This is a genomic window from Streptomyces sp. NBC_01296, assembly GCF_035984415.1.
Taxonomy (GTDB): domain Bacteria; phylum Actinomycetota; class Actinomycetes; order Streptomycetales; family Streptomycetaceae; genus Streptomyces.
The window spans coordinates 3,750,113-3,768,803 of record NZ_CP130720.1 but is presented as its reverse complement, the minus strand read 5'-3'; the positions used below and the strand labels follow the sequence as shown (position 1 = coordinate 3,768,803).

The 18,691-nt window shown below is 72.2% G+C and carries 19 protein-coding genes and 1 pseudogene; 14 read left to right on the top strand and 6 right to left on the bottom strand.

Annotation, left to right across the window (positions count from 1 at the left end):
* Window positions 1-122 precede the first annotated feature (122 nt).
* The 4 genes from alr to OG299_RS16695 all read left to right on the top strand — a co-directional run bounded on the left by alr (window position 123) and on the right by OG299_RS16695 (window position 3,380).
* Window positions 123-1,259, top strand: coding sequence for an alanine racemase (alr, locus tag OG299_RS16710; RefSeq protein WP_266626404.1), 1,137 nt, complete (start codon window positions 123-125; stop codon window positions 1,257-1,259).
* 34 nt (window positions 1,260-1,293) lie between these two features.
* Window positions 1,294-2,505: an alpha/beta fold hydrolase gene (locus OG299_RS16705; RefSeq protein ID WP_266626402.1), complete on the top strand. Its 1,212-nt coding sequence runs from the start codon at window positions 1,294-1,296 to the stop codon at window positions 2,503-2,505.
* On the top strand, window positions 2,429-3,013 hold the full coding sequence (gene tsaE / locus OG299_RS16700; RefSeq protein WP_327361896.1) for a tRNA (adenosine(37)-N6)-threonylcarbamoyltransferase complex ATPase subunit type 1 TsaE: 585 nt from the start codon (window positions 2,429-2,431) through the stop codon (window positions 3,011-3,013). The genes OG299_RS16705 and tsaE overlap by 77 nt, the downstream gene beginning before the upstream one ends.
* A 163-nt stretch (window positions 3,014-3,176) precedes the next feature.
* Window positions 3,177-3,380: a hypothetical protein gene (locus tag OG299_RS16695; RefSeq protein WP_266626400.1), complete on the top strand. Its 204-nt coding sequence runs from the start codon at window positions 3,177-3,179 to the stop codon at window positions 3,378-3,380.
* An 86-nt stretch (window positions 3,381-3,466) separates the two neighbouring features.
* Here OG299_RS16695 and OG299_RS16690 read toward each other — a convergent pair whose 3' ends face one another.
* Window positions 3,467-4,024: a hypothetical protein gene (locus OG299_RS16690; RefSeq protein ID WP_327361895.1), complete on the bottom strand. Its 558-nt coding sequence runs from the start codon at window positions 4,022-4,024 to the stop codon at window positions 3,467-3,469.
* Window positions 4,025-4,182: 158 nt separating this feature from the next.
* On the opposite strand from OG299_RS16690, the gene tsaB reads away from it, so the two are divergent.
* The 5 genes from tsaB to OG299_RS16665 all read left to right on the top strand — a co-directional run bounded on the left by tsaB (window position 4,183) and on the right by OG299_RS16665 (window position 7,450).
* The gene (tsaB, locus tag OG299_RS16685) at window positions 4,183-4,845 is read left to right on the top strand and encodes a tRNA (adenosine(37)-N6)-threonylcarbamoyltransferase complex dimerization subunit type 1 TsaB (RefSeq protein ID WP_266626398.1); all 663 of its coding nucleotides are present in this window, start codon (window positions 4,183-4,185) and stop codon (window positions 4,843-4,845) included.
* A gap of 5 nt (window positions 4,846-4,850) precedes the next feature.
* Window positions 4,851-5,369 (top strand): ribosomal protein S18-alanine N-acetyltransferase, encoded by a 519-nt coding sequence (gene rimI, locus OG299_RS16680; RefSeq protein ID WP_266633316.1) that lies wholly within the window; start codon window positions 4,851-4,853, stop codon window positions 5,367-5,369.
* Window positions 5,362-6,480, top strand: a complete 1,119-nt coding sequence (tsaD, locus tag OG299_RS16675) for a tRNA (adenosine(37)-N6)-threonylcarbamoyltransferase complex transferase subunit TsaD (RefSeq protein WP_327361894.1) — start codon at window positions 5,362-5,364, stop codon at window positions 6,478-6,480. The genes rimI and tsaD overlap by 8 nt, the downstream gene beginning before the upstream one ends.
* Window positions 6,480-6,752 carry a hypothetical protein gene (locus OG299_RS16670; RefSeq protein ID WP_266626396.1) on the top strand — a complete coding sequence of 91 codons (273 nt, stop codon included), beginning with the start codon at window positions 6,480-6,482 and terminating at the stop codon, window positions 6,750-6,752. The genes tsaD and OG299_RS16670 overlap by 1 nt, the downstream gene beginning before the upstream one ends.
* Window positions 6,753-6,817: 65 nt before the next feature.
* Entirely contained in the window at window positions 6,818-7,450 is a 633-nt protein-coding gene (locus OG299_RS16665) for a hypothetical protein (RefSeq protein ID WP_266626395.1), read from the top strand.
* Here the strand turns inward: OG299_RS16665 and OG299_RS16660 are convergent.
* Window positions 7,434-8,615 carry a THUMP-like domain-containing protein gene (locus OG299_RS16660; protein WP_327361893.1) on the bottom strand — a complete coding sequence of 394 codons (1,182 nt, stop codon included), beginning with the start codon at window positions 8,613-8,615 and terminating at the stop codon, window positions 7,434-7,436. The two genes, OG299_RS16665 and OG299_RS16660, sit on opposite strands and share 17 nt — an antisense overlap.
* Window positions 8,616-8,715: 100 nt before the next feature.
* Between OG299_RS16660 and OG299_RS16655 the strand changes: the two genes are divergently transcribed.
* The 3 genes and pseudogenes from OG299_RS16655 to OG299_RS16645 all read left to right on the top strand — a co-directional run.
* A complete protein-coding gene (locus OG299_RS16655; RefSeq protein ID WP_389869225.1) occupies window positions 8,716-9,666 on the top strand; it encodes a polysaccharide deacetylase family protein in 951 nt (316 codons plus the stop codon).
* 14 nt (window positions 9,667-9,680) lie between these two features.
* Window positions 9,681-10,532, top strand: a complete 852-nt coding sequence (locus OG299_RS16650) for a polysaccharide deacetylase family protein (RefSeq protein WP_266626392.1) — start codon at window positions 9,681-9,683, stop codon at window positions 10,530-10,532.
* A gap of 18 nt (window positions 10,533-10,550) precedes the next feature.
* Window positions 10,551-11,292, top strand: a pseudogene (locus tag OG299_RS16645) (glycosyltransferase family 2 protein); the annotation flags it as partial.
* An 88-nt stretch (window positions 11,293-11,380) separates the two neighbouring features.
* Here the strand turns inward: OG299_RS16645 and OG299_RS16640 are convergent.
* The 4 genes from OG299_RS16640 to OG299_RS16625 form a co-directional block, all read right to left on the bottom strand.
* Window positions 11,381-12,814, bottom strand: coding sequence for an FtsW/RodA/SpoVE family cell cycle protein (locus tag OG299_RS16640; RefSeq protein WP_327361892.1), 1,434 nt, complete (start codon window positions 12,812-12,814; stop codon window positions 11,381-11,383).
* A complete protein-coding gene (locus OG299_RS16635; RefSeq protein WP_327361891.1) occupies window positions 12,802-14,025 on the bottom strand; it encodes an LCP family protein in 1,224 nt (407 codons plus the stop codon). Before OG299_RS16635 ends, OG299_RS16640 begins: the two co-directional genes overlap by 13 nt.
* A 75-nt stretch (window positions 14,026-14,100) precedes the next feature.
* A complete protein-coding gene (locus tag OG299_RS16630) occupies window positions 14,101-15,510 on the bottom strand; it encodes a sensor histidine kinase (RefSeq protein ID WP_327361890.1) in 1,410 nt (469 codons plus the stop codon).
* A 124-nt stretch (window positions 15,511-15,634) separates the two neighbouring features.
* Entirely contained in the window at window positions 15,635-16,336 is a 702-nt protein-coding gene (locus OG299_RS16625) for a response regulator transcription factor (RefSeq protein WP_327361889.1), read from the bottom strand.
* A 271-nt stretch (window positions 16,337-16,607) separates the two neighbouring features.
* On the opposite strand from OG299_RS16625, the gene groES reads away from it, so the two are divergent.
* Window positions 16,608-16,916 (top strand): co-chaperone GroES, encoded by a 309-nt coding sequence (gene groES, locus OG299_RS16620; protein ID WP_030154760.1) that lies wholly within the window; start codon window positions 16,608-16,610, stop codon window positions 16,914-16,916.
* A gap of 109 nt (window positions 16,917-17,025) precedes the next feature.
* Complete coding sequence (gene groL, locus OG299_RS16615; protein ID WP_266626385.1) at window positions 17,026-18,654, top strand: chaperonin GroEL; 1,629 nt, start codon at window positions 17,026-17,028, stop codon at window positions 18,652-18,654.
* Window positions 18,655-18,691: the final 37 nt, after the last annotated feature.

The following is an 18,691-nucleotide window of genomic DNA, read 5'->3' as shown; positions in this document are numbered from 1 at the left end:
CGTCGTCGGCATACGGACCCCCGCGTCCCCTGAGTGGTCCCAACGGGGGTGGAACATCCCGGTGTGCGTGAGGGGGACGGCGGTCGAGCAAGCCATGGCCGGGCTCTGAGAGACTGGGGGCGATGAACGAGACACCGACGCGCGTGTACGCCGAGATCGATCTTGACGCCGTACGGGCGAACGTGCGCGCACTGCGCGAGCGGGCACCAGGGGCCGAGTTGATGGCCGTCGTCAAGGCGGACGCCTACGGCCACGGCGCGATCCGCTGCGCCCGCGCGGCCCAGGAGGCCGGTGCCACCTGGCTCGGAACCGCCACCCCCGAGGAGGCGCTCGCGCTGCGCGCCGCCGGGATCGGCGGGCCGGTCATGTGCTGGCTGTGGACCCCCGGCGGGCCCTGGCAGGCGGCCGTCGAGGCCGACCTGGACATCTCCGTCAGCGGGATGTGGGCCCTCGACGAGGTGCGCAAGGCCGCGCACGCCGCCGGCCGCCGGGCCAGGGTCCAGCTCAAGGCCGACACCGGCCTCGGCCGGGGCGGCTGCCAGCCCGCCGACTGGGCGGAGCTCGTCGGCGCGGCCGTCGCCGCCCAGGCCGAGGGCACCGTCAAGATCACCGGCCTCTGGTCCCACTTCGCCTGCGCCGACGAGCCGGGCCACCCCTCCATCCCGCTCCAGCTTGCGTCCTTCCGCGAGATGCTGGCGTACGCCGAGAAGGAGGGCGTGGAGCCCGAGGTCCGGCACATCGCGAACTCGCCCGCGACGCTGACGCTGCCCGAGAGCCACTACGACCTCGTGCGCTGCGGCCTCGCCGTCTACGGCGTGTCCCCGGCCCCCGAGCTCGGCACCTCCCAGGAGCTGGGCCTGCGGCCCGCCATGACCCTCAAGGCCTCCGTGGCACTGGTCAAGGCCGTGCCCCCGGGCCACGGGGTCAGCTACGGGCACCACTACGTCACCGAGGCCGAGACGAACCTCGCCCTCATCCCCGCCGGATACGCCGACGGCATCCCGCGTCACGCCTCCGGCCGCGGGCCGGTCTCCGTCGGCGGGAAGATCCGCCGCGTCGCCGGACGCGTCGCCATGGACCAGTTCGTCGTCGACCTGGGCAGTGACCTGGTACGGGCCGGGGACGAGGCCGTCATCTTCGGCAGCGGCGAGCACGGCGAGCCCACCGCCGAGGACTGGGCCCGAGCGGCAGACACCATCGCCTATGAGATCGTCACCCGTATCGGGGTGCGTGTTCCTCGGGTCTACCTGGGCGGCTGAGGCTGAGTGAGGACGACGTGAGCGTGAGGACGGCGTGAGCGAGAACTGGCGCAAAGCCGGCTGGGCCGGCGCTGCGATCGGCGTGATAGCCGCAGGCGCGGCGGCCGGCGTCGCCGTCGAACGGATCACGGTCGGGCGCGGCATGCGCCGCAAGGCGCGCCTCGCGCTCGACGCCACCGGGGACTACGGCTCCCTGCGCGGCACCGCCGGAGCCTGCTACGCCGAGGACGGCACCGAGATCTACTACGAGGTCGACGAGCCGTCCGAGACCCCGAAGAAGCGGCCCCGGCTGCGCCGCAAGGAACCGGCCGCCCCGACCGTCGTGTTCTGCCACGGCTACTGCCTCGGCCAGGACTCCTGGCACTTCCAGCGCGCCGCCCTGCGCGGCATGGTCCGCGCCGTGTACTGGGACCAGCGCAGCCACGGCCGCAGCGCGCGCGGGTTCTCCCAGGCCGACGGCGAGCGCGTGACCATCGACCAGCTCGGCCGCGACCTGAAGGCCGTCATCGACGCCGCCGCGCCCGAGGGCCCGCTGATCCTGGTGGGCCACTCGATGGGCGGCATGACGATCATGGCGCTGGCCGAGCAGTTCCCCGAGCTCATCCGCGACCGGGTGATCGGCGTGGCCCTCGTCGGCACCTCCAGTGGGCACCTCGACCAGGTGACGTACGGGCTGCCCTCGGTCGGCATGGGCGCCGTGCGCCGAATCCTGCCGCCCGTGCTCAAGGCGCTCGGCTCGCAGGTGGAGCTGGTCGAGAAGGGCCGCCGGGCCACCGCCGACCTCTTCGCGGGCATGATCAAGATGTACTCGTTCGGCGCCCCCCGCGAGGTGGACCCCGGTGTCGCGCGCTTCGCCGAGCGGCTCATCGAGGCCACCCCGATCGACGTGGTCGCCGAGTTCTACCCGGCCTTCCAGATCCACGACAAGAGCGCCGCCCTCCAGCGGTTCGCCGACATCCCCGTCACCGTCATCGCCGGCGACCGCGACATGGTCACCCCGGCCGCGCACAGCCAGGCCATCAAGGACGCCCTGCCGGCCGCGGAGCTCGTCGTCCTGGAGTCCGCCGGGCACCTGATGATGCTGGAGTACCCCGAGACGGTGACCGGGCTGCTCACCGACCTGCTGGCGCGCACCGGTGCGGTGCCCGCAGCGACTAACGTTGGCGGGCATGGAAGAAGTACCGCTGGAAGCGCGAGCGCCGCGCAGTCAGACACCGCAGCGTCAGGCACCGCAGCAGGCAGCTGAGGCGGCCGGCGCCGAGGCGCGCCTCACCGTCGACTCGCCCGAGGCCATGCAGGAGCTGGGCCGCACTCTCGCCGGCCTGCTCCGCCCCGGCGACCTCGTCCTGCTGACCGGGGAGCTCGGCGCGGGCAAGACCACGCTGACCCGGGGCCTGGGCGAGGGGCTGGGCGTACGGGGCGCCGTGACCTCGCCGACCTTCGTGATCGCCCGGGTGCACCCCTCGCTGCGCGGCGGGCCGGCGCTGGTGCACGTGGACGCGTACCGGCTCGGCGGCGGCCTGGACGAGATGGAGGACCTGGACCTCGACGTCTCGCTGCCCGAGTCCGTGGTCGTCGTGGAGTGGGGCGACGGCAAGGTCGAGGAGCTCTCCGACGACCGGCTGCACGTGGTGATCGCCCGGGCGGTCGGCCACGAGGAGGTCCTGGACGACGTCCGGGAGGTCTCGGTGCGCGGGATCGGCTCGCGCTGGTCCGGGCCGGGCGCATTGGCGGCGCTGGCCCCGGTGCGCTAGGGGCGAGGGGCGACGGGCGAGGGGCGGCCGAGGGGCGGCGCGGGAAAACGTACCGACAACTCGTCGGCAAGATATTGCGCCGATGGAGTCGCGCGTGGTGACATGGTACAGAGGGCTGGTTAGGCCTACCTAAGTACGGGCCGGCCCGGGCCAGGAGGCAGCCATGTCCGCAGCAGGAGTGCAGCGCGACCCCCGCCCGTCCGTCGTGTCGATGGGGGCGCTGCTCGCCGCGGGCGCGGCCGCCACGGCGGTCTCGACGCCACCTGTGCGGGAGCACGCCCCGGACGCGCCCGAAGGCACCGGGGCCGAGGTGGGCGCCAGGCCCGACGTACGCGAACAGGCCGCCCCGGAGTCCGAGGCGGCCTGAGAGGTCCGCGTTGCGCGGTGGCCCGCACGTCCGGTAGCCCGTTCGGGTGAATCCGTGGCGGGCTGCCCGGTCAGGGGGGCAGGGCGTCAGGGGACGACGACGACCTTCGAGCTGATCGTCGCGAAGGCCCACATCGCATCGCCGTCGGCCCGCGTCATGCGGATCCCGCCGGTCTTCTTGTTCGGGTCGGGCTCCGGCATCTGGCCGTCCACCCGGGAGCTGAACCCGACCACGACGCCGTCCGCCGTGGCGAACCGGACGACGTGCTCGATCGGCACCCCGTCCGAGCCGGTGACCGCGCCCGAGCGCGAGTTCACCAGGTACGTGCCCGGCTTCGGGTGCGCCGTGCTCGGCTTGACCGGGAACGACTTCGGCTCCTGCCCGCTCTCGCCGACCAGCCACACCCGCTTCAGGGCCATCGAATACACGACGCGCGAGCCCGTACCCGATTCGGCCGGCACGGCCACCGGCTTCGCCGCTTCGGCCGGGTGCGCGGAGGGGACGGGGGAGGGCGCCGTGACCGGCGGGGCCGCGTGCGGGGGGTGCGCGGGCGCGGTCGCAGAGGCCTGGTAACCGAGGAAGCCGACGGCGGCGAGCGCCACCACGGTGAGCCCGGCCACGATTCCCGAGCTGCTGCGTGCCACCTTGCTCCACCTCTCCCGTGCTTCCCCTTGCCGCAGCGCCGGCCGGGCATACCGTGTCCCGGCTCGGACCTCGGCCGATACCTGGGTCGAAGGTAGCAGCCGGGGTGCCCGGCGACCGGCCGCGAGGGCCCGGGGCCCCGGAGTCGTAGGCTGTTCGCGTGCTCTTGCTCGCTGTAGATACCGCCACGCCCGCCGTCACCGTCGCCCTGCACGACGGCGAGTCCGTCCTCGCCGAGTCGAACCAGGTCGACGCCCGCCGCCACGGGGAGCTCCTGCTGCCCTCCGTCGACAAGGTCCTCGCCGAGGCCGGGCTGAAGCTCGACGCCCTCACGGGCATCGTCGTCGGCGTCGGACCCGGCCCCTACACCGGGCTGCGCGTCGGCCTCGTCACCGCCTCCACCTTCGCCACCGTGCTCGGCATCCCCGTGCACGGCCTGTGCACCCTCGACGGCCTCGCGTACGCCGCGGGCGCCGCCGGGATCGAGGGCCCCTTCACCGTGGCCACCGACGCGCGGCGCAAGGAGGTCTACTGGGCCCGGTACGAGGACCCGCGCACGCGCGTCGGCGAGCCCGCGGTGGACCGCCCGGCCGACATCGCCGAGCAGGTCGCCGGCCTGCCCGCGGTGGGCCAGGGCGCGCAGCTGTACCCGGACGTCTTCACCGACGCGCGGGCCCCCGAGCACCAGAGCGCCGCCGCCCTCGCCGCCCTGGCGGTGGAACGTCTCGCGGCCGGAGCCGAGTTCCTGCCTGCGACGCCGCTGTACCTGCGCCGCCCCGACGCGCAGGTGCCGAAGAACTACAAGGTGGTCACCCCGCAGTGACGGCAGTGACGGCAGTGACCGCAGTACTGCGCGAGATGCGCTGGTGGGACATCGAGCCCGTGCTGGAACTGGAACACGAGCTGTTCCCCGAGGACGCCTGGTCCGCGGGCATGTTCTGGTCCGAGCTCGCCCACGCCCGCGGCCCGCACGCCACCCGCCGCTACGTGGTCGCCGAGACCCCCGATGGCCGCCTGGTCGGTTACGCCGGGCTGGCCGCCGCCGGTGACCTGGCCGACGTACAGACCATCGCGGCCGCACGCGACCAGTGGGGGACCGGGCTCGGCGCCCGGCTCCTCACCGACCTGCTGCGCGCCGCCACCGCGTTCGAGTGCGCCGAGGTGCTGCTGGAGGTACGGGTGGACAACACCCGGGCCCAGAAGCTCTACGAGCGCTTCGGCTTCGAGCCGATCGGCTTCCGGCGGGGCTACTACCAGCCCGGCAACGTGGACGCGCTCGTGATGCGCCTGACCGACCCCGCACAAGCAACGACTGAGAGCACTGAGAGCAGTGAGAGCAATGGCTGACGAACCGCTCGTCCTCGGCATCGAGACCTCCTGCGACGAGACCGGCGTCGGCGTCGTCCGCGGCACCACCCTGCTGGCGGACGCGATCGCGTCCAGCGTCGACGAGCACGCGCGCTTCGGCGGCGTCGTGCCCGAGGTGGCCTCCCGGGCGCACCTGGAGGCGATGGTCCCCACCATCGAGCGCGCCCTGAAGGAGGCCGGGGTCAGCGCCCGCGACCTCGACGGCATCGCCGTCACCGCGGGTCCCGGCCTCGCGGGGGCGCTGCTGGTGGGCGTCTCGGCGGCCAAGGCGTACGCGTACGCGCTCGGCAAGCCGCTGTACGGGGTGAACCACCTGGCCTCGCACATCTGCGTCGACCAGCTGGAACACGGGCCGTTGCCGGAGCCGACCATGGCGCTGCTGGTGTCCGGCGGGCACTCCTCGCTGCTGCTCGCCCCGGACATCACCTCCGACGTACGGCCGCTGGGCGCGACCATCGACGACGCGGCGGGCGAGGCCTTCGACAAGATCGCGCGCGTGCTGCAGCTGGGCTTCCCCGGCGGCCCGGTCATCGACCGGCTCGCGCGGGAGGGCGACCCGAAGGCGATCAACTTCCCGCGCGGGCTGACGGGGCCGCGCGACGCGGCGTACGACTTCTCCTTCTCCGGTCTCAAGACGGCGGTCGCCCGCTGGATCGAGGCGAAGCGGAACGCGGGCGAGGAGGTGCCGGTGCGCGATGTGGCGGCGTCCTTCCAGGAGGCCGTGGTGGACGTGCTGACCCGCAAGGCGATCCGCGCGTGCAAGGACGAGGGCGTCGACCACCTGATGATCGGCGGCGGTGTGGCGGCCAATTCCCGGCTGCGGTCGCTGGCGCAGGAGCGCTGCGACGACGCGGGGATCATCCTGCGCGTGCCGCGGCCCAAGCTGTGCACGGACAACGGCGCGATGGTGGCGGCGCTGGGCGCGGAGATGGTCAAGCGGAACCGGCCGGCCTCGGACTGGGACCTGTCGGCGGACTCCTCGCTGCCGGTGACGGACCCGCACGTTCCGGGCACCGCTCACACGCACTCCCCCGCGCACGGCCATGACCACGACCACGTGCACGAGTTGAGCAAGGACAACCTGTACTGATGGGCACCGTCACGCTGATGTGGGAGGCCCGGGCCGCCGCCGGGCGGGGCAACGAGCTGCTGGAGTGGGCCCGTTCGCAGGTGCTGGCGCGCGAGCCGGTGCGCCGCGAGCTGCTGCGGGCCCCGCAGGACCGGGTGCTGGTCGTCACCTGGTGGGAAGCCGCCGAAGGTCTGGCGGCGGAACTGCCCGAACTCCCGGAGCCCGCCGCCGATCTCATCACCCGGCCGGTGCACCGCTGGCGGTTCGAGTCCGTGGAGACCACCGGCAGTTGACACGCCGGGCCCTCTCGAGCAGCTCCGGACCGGACTTGTGGCCGGATGCCGATATCGTCATGTGCATGCCTCGCCGTGACCTGCCGCCTCCGCCGCCTCCCGCCCACCTGCGCGCCTGGCTGGACGAGGGCACCGTACGGGCCGACCGGGCGCGGTTCCTGCAGGACCTGCGCCGGCGCAGCCTGGGCCTGGGGCGGTTGCTGCTGCTCTGGGCCGTCGCCGCGGTCTTCGCGCTCGGCTGGTCCTTCGTCGGGATGGCCCTGATGTCCTTCGAGGTGCCCGGCGACCCGTTCGCGTACGTTTTCGGCCTCATCTTCGCCCTGCTCGGCGCGGGCGTGCTGATCCCTGCCGGGTTCTGGTTCGCCTGGGGCGCCAAGCGGGACCGGCGCGTACGCCAGCTGCTGTGCGCCTGGGCGGAGTCGGACCGGGATCCGGCCGCCGACGCCCGGCTCCGCGCCCCCGGGCTGAGCCTGACCTGGCTGCTGGCCTCCTTCGCGCTGGGCGCGTTCGGGCTGTACGTGACCTTCGGGTCGGCCGCATCGGCCCGCCCGGGCGAGTCGACGTACGGCGAGGTCACGTACTTCATCGGCCTCGGCATGATCCTGTGGATCACGGGCCTGCTGGGTCTCGGCAAGGCGGGCGCGCACTACCGGTGGGCGGTGCGCGCCTTCCGCGGCAGCGCTACCGCGGCGCGCTGACCGGCGAGCCGATCAGCATCGAGGGGGCGCCCGCGACCCGGGTCAGGAAGACGGTCGCGGAGTGCGGCCCCTGCGGCTTGACCTTCTTGCGCAGCTCCTCGGGCTCGATCGCCGAACCGCGCTTCTTCACGGTCAGGATGCCCACCCCGCGCTCGCGCAGCAGCGCCTTGAGCCTCTTGAGGCCGAAGGGCAGCACGTCGGTGATCTCGTACGCGGTGGCGTACGGCGTCGCGCGCAGCTCGTCGGCGGTGACGTACGCGATGGTCGGGTCGATGAGCCGGCCGGCCAGCTGCTCGGCGACCTCGGCGACGAGGTGGGCGCGGATCACGGCGCCGTCGGGCTCGTAGAGGTAGCGGCCGACCGGCCCCGCCTCGGGGTCGGGCAGCGGATCGACGGTGTGCAGGGTGCGCGGGCCGGGCAGCAGGGTGGCGCGGACGGTGCCGGGGGCGGTCCCGAACCACAGCACGGCCTCCTTCACGTCCCCCTGGTCCGAGATCCACTCGGCCTCGGCCTCCTGCGGCACGGCCTCGTGCGGGATCCCGGGGGCGATCTTGATGGCGGCGTACTTGGCCGTACGGGCAGCCTCGACGGCCCACGACAGCGGCGGCGAGTAGCTCTCCGGGTCGAAGATCCGGCCGCGGCCCCCACGCCGGGCGGGGTCGAGGAAGACGGCGTCGTACCCGGAGGTGTCCACGTCGGTCACGTCCGCCTCGCGGACCTCGATGAGCTCCGCCAGCCCCAGGGCCTCGGCGTTGGCGCGGGCGACGGCGACGGTCAGCGGGTCGCGGTCCACGGCGAGCACGCGGATGCCGAGCCGGGCCAGCGCCAGGGCGTCCCCGCCGATGCCGCAGCACAGGTCGGCGACGCTGCGCACGCCGAGTTCCGCGAGCCGCCCGGCGCGGTACGAGGCCACCGAGGCGCGGGTGGCCATCTCGCCGCCGCCGGGCGTGAAGTACATGCGGAACGCGTCCTCGTCACCGAACTTCGCCACCGCGCGCTGCCGCAGCCGGGCCTGGCCGAGTGCGGCGGAGACCAGTGCGGCGGGGTGCTCGCGGCGCAGCCGGGTGGCGATGGCGAGTTCCTGGGACGGGTCGTGGTCGCGCAGCGAGTCGAGGAGGGCGCGGCCCTCGGGGGTGAGGAGCGCGGCGAAGTCTTCGGGGGTCACCGGTTCATTGTCGGTCAGTGTGGGCCACTCGATGGAAGGTCGTCTTCCGTTCGCGGTGTCGGCGGGGCGGCGTGCATGTCGGATGCCAGGATGCGCTGCTATGCAGCTAGTCAGACAAAAGGAACATAAGACGCTCCATGGTCACCGGTCCGCGGCGGGTCCGCGCGGCCGAGTCGGGGTGGCACTGGCCGCACTGCTGGTCGCCGCCCTCGGAACCGGCTGCGGCTCCTCCGCGGACTCCGAAACGCCCGCCAAGACCAAGGCCGGCAAGGGCGCCGAGGCGGCGGGTGCGGCGGGCGCGGTCGCGGGCTCGGCCGAGCAGCTGAAGGCCGCCCAGCAGGCCCGGATCGCCGCGGCGAAGAAGTGGAAGCTGGCGAAGCCGCCGCTGATGGCGCCGGCCGCCCCGCAGGCGAAGCCGGAGATCACCACCCGCGAGGGCTTCGAGGTCGAGGGCCAGGAAGACCTCCCGCCCGTCTTCACCACCGTCCCCACGGAGGACAAGGTCGTCTTCCTGACGATCGACGACGGCGCGGAGAAGGACCCCGAGTTCCTGAAGATGATGAAGGAGCTGAAGATCCCGTACACGGCGTTCCTCAGCGACTACCTCGTCCGCGACAACTACCCCTACTTCAAGGAGATGCAGGCCGCCGGCGTCACCCTGAACAACCACACGCTCAACCACCGCTACATGCCGGCCCTCTCGTACGAGGAGCAGCACGAGGAGATCTGCGGCCAGCAGGACACGATCCAGAAGCAGTTCGGCAAACGGCCGACGCTCTTCCGGCCGCCGTACGGCAACTACAACCAGGACACGCTGCGCGCGGCGAAGTCCTGCGGCATCAAGGCGGTCCCGCTGTGGAACGCCGAGGCCTTCCCGAACCGCATGGACTGGCGGGAGTGGGACCGCGACCTCCACCCCGGCGACATCATCCTGACTCATTTCCGAGGGCGGGAGGACTGGAAGGGGTCCATGCCTGACATGATCCGTCATGTCATGAAGACCGTCACGGACAAGGGGTATGCCGTGGCTCGCCTGGAGGACTACTTGTGAGGTACGCGCGCCGGTTGACAGCCGGAACGCTGGCGGCCGGCGCGCTCGCGCTGTCCCTGACGGGGTGCGGGAACAGCGTGGACCCGATCGAAAGACTGGGCCGCAAAACCACGGAGGCGCAGCAGTCGCCGACGGCGACGCCGTCGCAGTCGGCGGCCACTGCCACGCCCGGGGACGAGGCCTACAAGAAGTGGGGCCTGAAGGCCCCCCTGGAGTTCGCCCCGAAGCCGGCCCAGAAGCCCTCCCTCGCGCCGGCCGCCCCGGGCAAGGCCCAGGTGGTGGACCGAATACCCGTCCCGCCCACGGACAAGGTCGTCTTCCTGACCTTCGACGACGGCGCGGAGAAGGACCCTGAGTTCCTGAAGATGGCGGCGGACCTCAAGCTGCCGATCAGCATGTTCCTGACGGACAACATCGCCTCGTCGGACTACGGGTACTTCGAGAAGCTCCGCGACAACGGCTCCGGCAGCACGATCAACAACCACACCCTGACGCACCCGAACCTCCGGACCCTGCCCTTCGCGGCGCAGAAGAAGGAGATCTGCGGCCAGCAGGAACGCCTGGAGAAGCGCTTCGGCACCAAGCCGGTCCGCTTCCGCCCGCCGTACGGCAACTACAACGACGACACCCTCAAGGCCGCCGCCGAATGCGGCATCTCGCAGGTGGTCCTGTGGCGGGTGTCGATGCAGATCAACAACTTCCAGTACGCCGAGGGCTCCGCCCTCAAACCGGGCGACATCATCCTGGCGCACTTCCGCGGCCCGTCGGAACTCAAGGGCTCGACGGAGATCCAGATGACGACCCGCATGCTCCAGCGCATCCAGGACCAGGGCTACCGCATAGGCCGCCTGGAGGACTACCTCTGACGGCGCCGATGGACCGAGCTGCTCGCCCTGCTCGACTCCGTACGCGCTCAGAACGGAGAGCCGGTCCGGATCGTCGTGGTGGGCAACGGGTGCCACCTCACCGGCCTCGGGCCTGATGTCGAGACGGCGGAACTACAGGAGAACCTCGGGGTGTCCGGCGGGCGGAACATCGCGCCCGAGCCCGACACCTTCGCCCGGCTGCGCAAGGCCATGACCGCCCCGGACGTCGGCATCGTGAGCTTCCGGATCGCGGACGAGACCGGCTTCACACAGCGGCGGCACGTTCCCCGGCTCCGGGCCTCGGATCCGATGCTGGCGGGTGAGGTCACCACGTTCCTGGGCGGCGGCCATGCCATCCGGGCGGAGGTCTTCGAACAAGTCGGGGCGTGGCCGACGGAGTTCTTCTTCGCGCACGAGGAGACCGATCTCGCCTGGCGCGCCATCGATGCCGGGTGGCGGGTCCGGTACGAGCCGGAGCTGCTGCTCCAGCACCCGCGGACGAGTCCGGCCCGCCACGAGGTCTACTTCCGGATGAACGCCCGCAACCGCGTGTGGCTGGCCAAGCGGCATCTGCCGGCCCTTCTGGTCCCGGTCTACCTCGTCGTCTGGACGGTGCTGATGCTCGTGCGCCGACCTCCGCTCGCCGGTCTGAAGGCGTGGCTCACCCGGCTTCGCGGAAGGCGTCCGCACCCCGTGCGGTCGGCGCAAGCCGATGCGCTGGCGCACGGTGGTCCGCCTGGCGCGCCTCGGGCAGCCCCCGGCGCCTCTCCCGACGCCGGTTCACTGCACCCCCGCCCTTGGTCGGCGGTATCCCGCCCCCTGCCGGAGTCGGCAGGGGAGGCGGACGGTCAACCGCGCTCAGGCCCGGCTCCGCTCGGGGGTGAAGCAGCAGCCGCCACCACCGGCGTGATCGTCGTTTCCGCCGGGCCCTGGGCGTCCGCCTCGCGTTGGCGTTCCGCGCTGTCGCTGATGCGGATGAGCAGGGCGATCATGATCCAGTTGGCCAGGAGGGACGAGCCGCCCTTCGCCAGGAACGGCAGCGCCTTGCCGGTCAGCGGGATCAGGCCCGTCACGCCGCCCGCCACCACGAAGACCTGCAGCGCCAACGCCGCCGACAGGCCCACCGCCAGCAGCTTCCCGAACGGGTCGCGGGCGCCCAGCGCCATCCGCAGCCCCCGCTGGACCAGCAGTGCGTACAGGATCAGCACCGCCATGACCCCGGCCAGCCCGAGCTCCTCGCCCACCGTGGTCAGGATGAAGTCGCTGCGCCCCGCGAAGCCGATCAGCTCCGGGTGGCCCTTCCCCAGCCCCGTGCCCGACATGCCGCCGGTCCCGAAGCTGAACAGCGCCTGCGCGGACTGGTCCGAGATGACCCCCGGCGGCCGCTCCTTCCAGTAGTACGACAGCGGCTCCAGCCAGGCGGCCACGCGCCCCTTGACGTGCGGTTCCGTCGAACCCACCACGAAGGCCCCGACGCCCGCCATCAACAGCCCCGTCACGATCCAGCTGGTGCGCTCGGTGGCGACGTACAGCATCACCACGAACACACCGAAGAAGATCAGCGACGTACCCAGGTCGCGCTCGAAGACCAGCACCAGCAGCGACACGATCCACACCGTGATGATCGGCCCGAGCTGCCGCATCGGGGGCAGCCGCATGCCCAGGAACTTCCGCCCCGTCAGGGCCAGCGAATCGCGGTGGATGACGAGATACCCCGCGAAGAAGACCGAGATCATGATCTTCACGAACTCGCCGGGCTGGAGCGAGAACCCGAACAGGATGATCCAGCGCTTCGCCCCGTACGTGTCCGCGCCGAAGAACGCCGGCGCGATCAGCAGCACCAGTGCGACCACCATCGTGATGTAGATGAACCGCTGCAGCAGCCGGTGGTCCCGCAGCAGCGCCACCACCGCCAGGCACGCGGCCACGCCGATGACCGTCCACTGCAACTGCCCCGGCGCGTTCGCCTCGCCGCCGTACCGCGCGATGTACGACTGGTCGAGCCGGTGCAGCAGCACCAGCCCCAGCCCCGACAGCAGCATCGCGAGCGGGAAGATCAGCGGGTCCGCGTACGCCGCGAACCGGCGCACGCCCAGGTGCCCCACCAGCGCCAGCAGGCTCATGCTGATCGTGAAACCGGTGAGGTTGGCGGGCAGCTCGCCGTTCATCGCCAGGCCGGCGCTCGCATGCCCGAAGACGGTGAGGGCAACGACGAAGACGAGGAGCAGCGCCTCGGTACGGCGGCGCGCGCCCGCCGTCGTGAGGGGTCTCAGTCCACGCACGGTATTCCGCCACCGTCGATGGCGGGACCGCCGCTCGCGGGCGGAGCCGGGGCGGCGCCGCCCGGTCCCGGAGGCGCCCCCGGTGCGTCGCTCGGGCTCGGAGCGGCCGCAGAGGCGGAAGCCTCCGGTCCGATCTGCTCGGCAATGAGGCGCTTTATCTTCATATCGTCTACGACGTTTATGTCCTCGCCATGGTTCCTTCCGAACCGCTCGACGGGCAGTGTCGTGAACGCCACTTTCCCGCCGGACAGGTTCTTCGCCTGCTTCACGAACGACAGCAGGTCCCAGCCCTCGTCCGTCACCACGTCCTGTTTCGCGGCGTCGATCAGCTTCATCAGCTTGACCGGATCGGTGAAGGTCCCGGCCGAGTTCAGCTTCTGCGTGGCGCCCGCCAGGAAGGCCTGCTGCCGCTTCGTCCGGTCCAGATCGCCCATGTCCAGGCCGTGCCGCTGGCGTACGAAGGCCAGGGACTGCTGACCGTTCAGGGTCTGGCGGCCGGCCGGGAAGTCGGCGCCCGAGTACTTGTCCTGCACCGGCTTCTTCAGGCACACCGGTACGCCGCCCAGCGCGTCCGCGAGGTGGTAGAAACCGGCCAGGTTCAGTTCGGCGAAGTGATCGATCGGGACGCCCAGGAAGTTCCGTACCGTCTCGATCTGAGCCTTGCGCCCGGCCTCCCGCCCCTTGCGCTCCAGTTGGCGCCGGTCCTTGACCCCCTGGCCCGAGAGCCGCTCCTCCTCCTTCGCCTTCGCCAGCCCGTACGCCTTCTTGATCTTGTCCTTGCCTTGCCCCGCCACGTCGACGAAGTCGTCGCGCGGGACCGAGAAGGCCTTCGCCCGGCTGCCGTCACCGGGCACGTGGAGCAGGATCAGGGTGTTCGCGTTGTAGCCGCCGATGTCGGAGCTGCCGGCGTGCAGTTTGTCGAGGACCTCCTCGGGGAGCTCCTCGCCGTTCTGGTCGCGACGGCTGTCGAGGCCCATCAGCAGGATGTTGGTGTCGCCGTACTTCGACTTCTCGGCGCCCTGGAGCGCCTTGGAACTGCCGATGCTGCCGACGAGGTCCCGGTACACGTACCAGGCGCCGGCGGCGGCCGTGACGGCCAGCGCGCAGGCGGTGACGAGCAGGGTGCGGGCGATGCGGCGGGGGCGGCGTCGTGCCGGTTGCCGACGGGGCCGGCGGGCGGGGTGGCTGGTCTTCCTCCGGTGCGCGCTCATGGCAGTCGATGGTGGGGGAGGGGCGCTGAAGGATTCCTGAGAGTCCTGAAGGGACGTTCAGGACGCTCGGCACTCTCAGGACCGGGACCGGGACCGGGACCGCGTCGCCGATCCGGGCCCGCCCGCCGGCAGGCGCAGGACCAGGCGGATGCCGGGGCCGCCCGCGCGCGACGGCAGGGCGTGCGCCACGCCGCCGTGGGCGCGGGCGATCTCGCGGACGATGGACAGGCCGAGGCCCGTACCGCCGCCGGCCCGGCCGCGGTCCGCGTCGAGCCGTACGAACCGCTCGAAGACCCGGTCCCGGTCCGCCTCCGGGATGCCCGGGCCGTCGTCCTCGACCTCCAGCACCGTCCAGCCGGCGCCGCCCGGGGACTCCGCGGACTCGGCGGCCTCGGCGGACTCGGTGGCCGCCCGTACGACGACCCCCGTACGGGCATGCCGCAGCGCGTTGTCCACCAGGTTGGCCAGCGCACGCTCGAGGCGCGCCGGGTCCCCGGCCGCCGGTACGGGCGCCGGCGCGTCCAGCCGGAGCGGAACCCGCGGGGACGGGCGGCGGGCCAGGTCCTCCGCGGCCAGCAGAGCCAGGTCCACCGGCTCGGTCCGAGGCGCCGGCACCGGGCCGCCGTCCAGGCGGGCCAGCAGCAACAGGTCCGAGGCGATGCGCTGGAGCCGCTCGGTATCGGCCAGTGCGGCCGCGACCGACTCCCGGTCGGGCCGGTCCAGCGCCACCTCCAGCCGGGACCGGACCGCGGCCAGCGGATTGCGCAGCTCGTGTGAGGCGTCGGCGGTGAACTGCCGCTGCCGGGCGTCGGACCGCTCCAGCCGATCGAGCGTGTCGTTGACGGTCCGGGCCAGCTGGGCGATCTCGTCCGCCCCGCCTGGATCCGGAACCCTTCGGCCCAGCTCGCTGGCGGTGACCGCCGCCAGCCCGGTCCGGATCGCGGTGACCGGCCGCAGCGCATGGCCCGTCACCCACCAGGCCAGGGCCGCCGCGAAGCCGATCAGCGGGGGCGCGCCGGCCAGCAGGCCGAGGGCGATGGCCCGGGTCGCGTCGTCCACGTCGCCGAGCACGGTGACGGCGTACACCTCGTGCGCGCCCGGCGCATCCACCACGACCACCGCGCGCCGTTCCGCGCCGGGGCGCGCGGGCGGGAGCACGGCCGACCGGGAGTCCTCGCCGGATGCACCGGACGCACCGGATGCGGGCGGGCGCAGGCCGCCGAGGTCGGGGGTGTCCCCGAGGTCCCCGGTGGAGGCGACGGTCCGCCCTTGCGCGTCCCGTACGAGGACCAGGTCCACCCCGCTCTCCGGCGCGGGCAGCCGGCCGCCGGGCGGGAGGGCGCGGCCGTCGAGCTGGGCGGCGACCTTGCGGGCGGCCAGCTCGGTGCGGTTGGTGGTGTTGTCGAGGAGGTTGGTCCGCAGCAGCGTGTACAGCCACAGCCCGCCGACGCCGAGGACCGCCGCCATGGCGAGGGCGGCGGCCACGGCGGCGCGCCGCCGGAGCGGCCCGGGGCCGGACGTGCGGACGAGGCCGGACCGGCGGCCGCTGCACGGCCCCTCTCCTCGGCCTTGCGACCGGACGGATCCAGCCGTTTTCGAACGGCCGGTCCTAGCCACCGTCCGCGGCCATCCGGTAGCCGGTGCCGTGGACGGTGCGGATCGAGCGGCGGCCGAAGGGGGCGTCGATCTTCTTGCGCAGCGAGGAGACGTACACCTCGACGATGTTCGGGTCGATGGTGTGCGGGGTGTCCCAGACCTGGTCCAGGATGTCCTGCTTGGCGACGGCCAGGCCGGGCTGCTCCATCAGGCAGGCGAGCACGCCGAGCTCGCGGGCGGTGAGCTCGATGTCCTGCGTACCGCGTCGGCAGCGGCGGCCGGCGGGGTCGAGGACGAGGTCGCCGGCCTGGAGCGTGCCGGCGCCTCCGGCGGTCGTGGCGGCGGCTGTTGCCGCGCCCGCGCGGCGGGCGAGGGCGCGGAGGCGGGCGGCCAGGACCACGAAGGAGAACGGCTTGGTGAGGTAGTCGTCGGCGCCGCAGTCGAGGCCTTCGGCCTCGTCGTACTCGCCGTCCTTGGCGGTCAGCATGAGCACGGGCGTGGGGTCGCCGTCGGCCCGGATGCGGGAGCAGATTTCGTAGCCGCTGAGGCCGGGCAGCATCAGGTCGAGCAGGACGGCGTCGTACGAGCCCGTGCGGGCGAGCTCCAGACCGCGGTGGCCGTCGTGGGCGACGTCGACCCAGTGGCCGTCGGCGCAGAGGCCGCGCCGCAGGGACTCGGCGAGGCCTTCTTCGTCTTCGACCACGAGAATCCGCACGCCCCAAGCGTCACATACCGCCCACCCCTCGGGGGGCCGGCCCCCGGGCCCCGGCGGGGCCCGGGGACCCCCCGGATCCGCATCGCCCGGCGGAGCGTGTTGGCACTCCGCTTGACCGAGTGCTAATCGCCGGAATAGTCTCGCACCTGGCACTCGCCACCGGTGAGTGCCAACACAGCGACGGGCAGGTCCGGCACCCGCGACGACGGATCCACCTGGTCGCCACCTAGACAGTTAGCCCCGTGAGATCTCCGAAGGGGGAGGTCGGATCGTGACGACCACCAGCTCCAAGGTTGCCATCAAGCCGCTCGAGGACCGCATCGTGGTCCAGCCGCTCGACGCCGAGCAGACCACGGCTTCCGGCCTGGTCATCCCGGACACCGCGAAGGAGAAGCCCCAGGAGGGCGTCGTCCTCGCCGTGGGCCCGGGTCGCTTCGAGGACGGCCAGCGTCTCCCGCTGGACGTCAGCGTCGGCGACATCGTGCTGTACAGCAAGTACGGCGGCACCGAAGTGAAGTACAGCGGCGAGGAGTACCTCGTCCTCTCGGCTCGCGACGTGCTCGCGATCATCGAGAAGTAATTCACCGAAGCATTGCTTTGAGCTGCGCCCCTGGTCACCCCGCTGATTGCCGGGCGGCAAGGGGCGTAGTTCGTTAAACCCGAGTTTTCGAGAGGGCTGAACCGCTCCCATGGCGAAGATCCTGAAGTTCGACGAGGACGCCCGTCGCGCCCTCGAGCGCGGCGTCAACAAGCTTGCCGACACGGTCAAGGTGACGATCGGCCCCAAGGGCCGCAACGTCGTCATCGACAAGAAGTTCGGCGCCCCCACCATCACCAACGACGGTGTCACCATCGCCCGCGAGGTCGAGCTGGACGACCCGTACGAGAACCTGGGCGCGCAGCTCGTGAAGGAGGTGGCGACCAAGACCAACGACATCGCGGGTGACGGCACCACCACCGCCACCGTGCTGGCCCAGGCGCTGGTCCGCGAGGGTCTGCGCAACGTCGCCGCGGGCGCTTCCCCGGCCGCCCTGAAGAAGGGCATCGACGCCGCGGTCAAGGCCGTGTCCGAGGAGCTCCTCGCGACTGCCCGCCCGATCGAGGACAAGTCCGACATCGCTGCCGTGGCCGCGCTCTCCGCGCAGGACCAGCAGGTCGGCGAGCTCATCGCCGAGGCGATGGACAAGGTCGGCAAGGACGGTGTCATCACCGTCGAGGAGTCCAACGCCTTCGGCCTGGAGCTGGAGTTCACCGAGGGCATGGCCTTCGACAAGGGCTACCTCTCGCCGTACATGGTCACCGACCAGGAGCGTATGGAGGCCGTCCTCGACGACCCGTACATCCTGATCAACCAGGGCAAGGTCTCGTCCATCCAGGACCTCCTGCCCCTGCTCGAGAAGGTCATCCAGGCCGGCGGCTCCCGCCCGCTGCTGATCATCGCCGAGGACGTCGAGGGCGAGGCGCTCTCCACCCTCGTCGTCAACAAGATCCGCGGCACCTTCAACGCGGTCGCCGTCAAGGCCCCCGGCTTCGGTGACCGCCGCAAGGCGATGCTCCAGGACATGGCCACCCTCACCGGTGCCACCGTCATCGCCGAGGAGGTCGGCCTCAAGCTCGACCAGGCCGGTCTGGACGTCCTCGGTTCCGCGCGCCGCGTGACCATCTCCAAGGACGACACCACCATCGTCGACGGTGGCGGCAGCCACGAAGAGGTCGTCGGCCGCGTCAACCAGATCAAGGCCGAGATCGAGTCCACCGACTCGGACTGGGACCGCGAGAAGCTGCAGGAGCGCCTGGCGAAGCTCGCCGGCGGCGTCTGCGTCATCAAGGTCGGCGCCGCCACCGAGGTGGAGCTCAAGGAGAAGAAGCACCGCCTCGAGGACGCCATCTCGGCGACCCGCGCCGCGGTCGAGGAGGGCATCGTCTCCGGCGGTGGCTCCGCGCTCGTCCACGCCGTCAAGGTCCTCGAGGGCAACCTCGGCCTGACCGGCGACGAGGGCACGGGTGTCGCGGTCGTCCGCCGCGCCGCCGTCGAGCCGCTGCGCTGGATCGCCGAGAACGCCGGCCTCGAGGGCTACGTCATCACCTCGAAGGTCGCCGAGCTCGACAAGGGCCAGGGCTTCAACGCCGCCACCGGCGAGTACGGCGACCTGGTCAAGGCCGGCGTCATCGACCCGGTCAAGGTCACCCGCTCCGCGCTGGAGAACGCCGCTTCCATCGCCTCCCTGCTGCTCACGACCGAGACCCTGGTCGTCGAGAAGCCGGCCGATGACGAGGGCGACGCCGGTCACGGGCACGGCCACGGCCACAGCCACTGACCCGTCAGTAGCTGAACGGGCCCCGGTCGCCACCGTC

Coding starts and splice junctions, on each gene's coding strand:
- OG299_RS16635 (WP_327361891.1), bottom strand. CDS start 14,025: ATGAGCGCGCACCGGAGGAAGACCAGCCACCCCGCCCGCCGGCCCCGT.
- groL (WP_266626385.1), top strand. CDS start 17,026: ATGGCGAAGATCCTGAAGTTCGACGAGGACGCCCGTCGCGCCCTCGAG.
- OG299_RS16695 (WP_266626400.1), top strand. CDS start 3,177: ATGTCCGCAGCAGGAGTGCAGCGCGACCCCCGCCCGTCCGTCGTGTCG.
- OG299_RS16655 (WP_389869225.1), top strand. CDS start 8,716: ATGCAGCTAGTCAGACAAAAGGAACATAAGACGCTCCATGGTCACCGG.
- alr (WP_266626404.1), top strand. CDS start 123: ATGAACGAGACACCGACGCGCGTGTACGCCGAGATCGATCTTGACGCC.
- tsaD (WP_327361894.1), top strand. CDS start 5,362: ATGGCTGACGAACCGCTCGTCCTCGGCATCGAGACCTCCTGCGACGAG.
- OG299_RS16665 (WP_266626395.1), top strand. CDS start 6,818: ATGCCTCGCCGTGACCTGCCGCCTCCGCCGCCTCCCGCCCACCTGCGC.
- OG299_RS16670 (WP_266626396.1), top strand. CDS start 6,480: ATGGGCACCGTCACGCTGATGTGGGAGGCCCGGGCCGCCGCCGGGCGG.
- tsaE (WP_327361896.1), top strand. CDS start 2,429: ATGGAAGAAGTACCGCTGGAAGCGCGAGCGCCGCGCAGTCAGACACCG.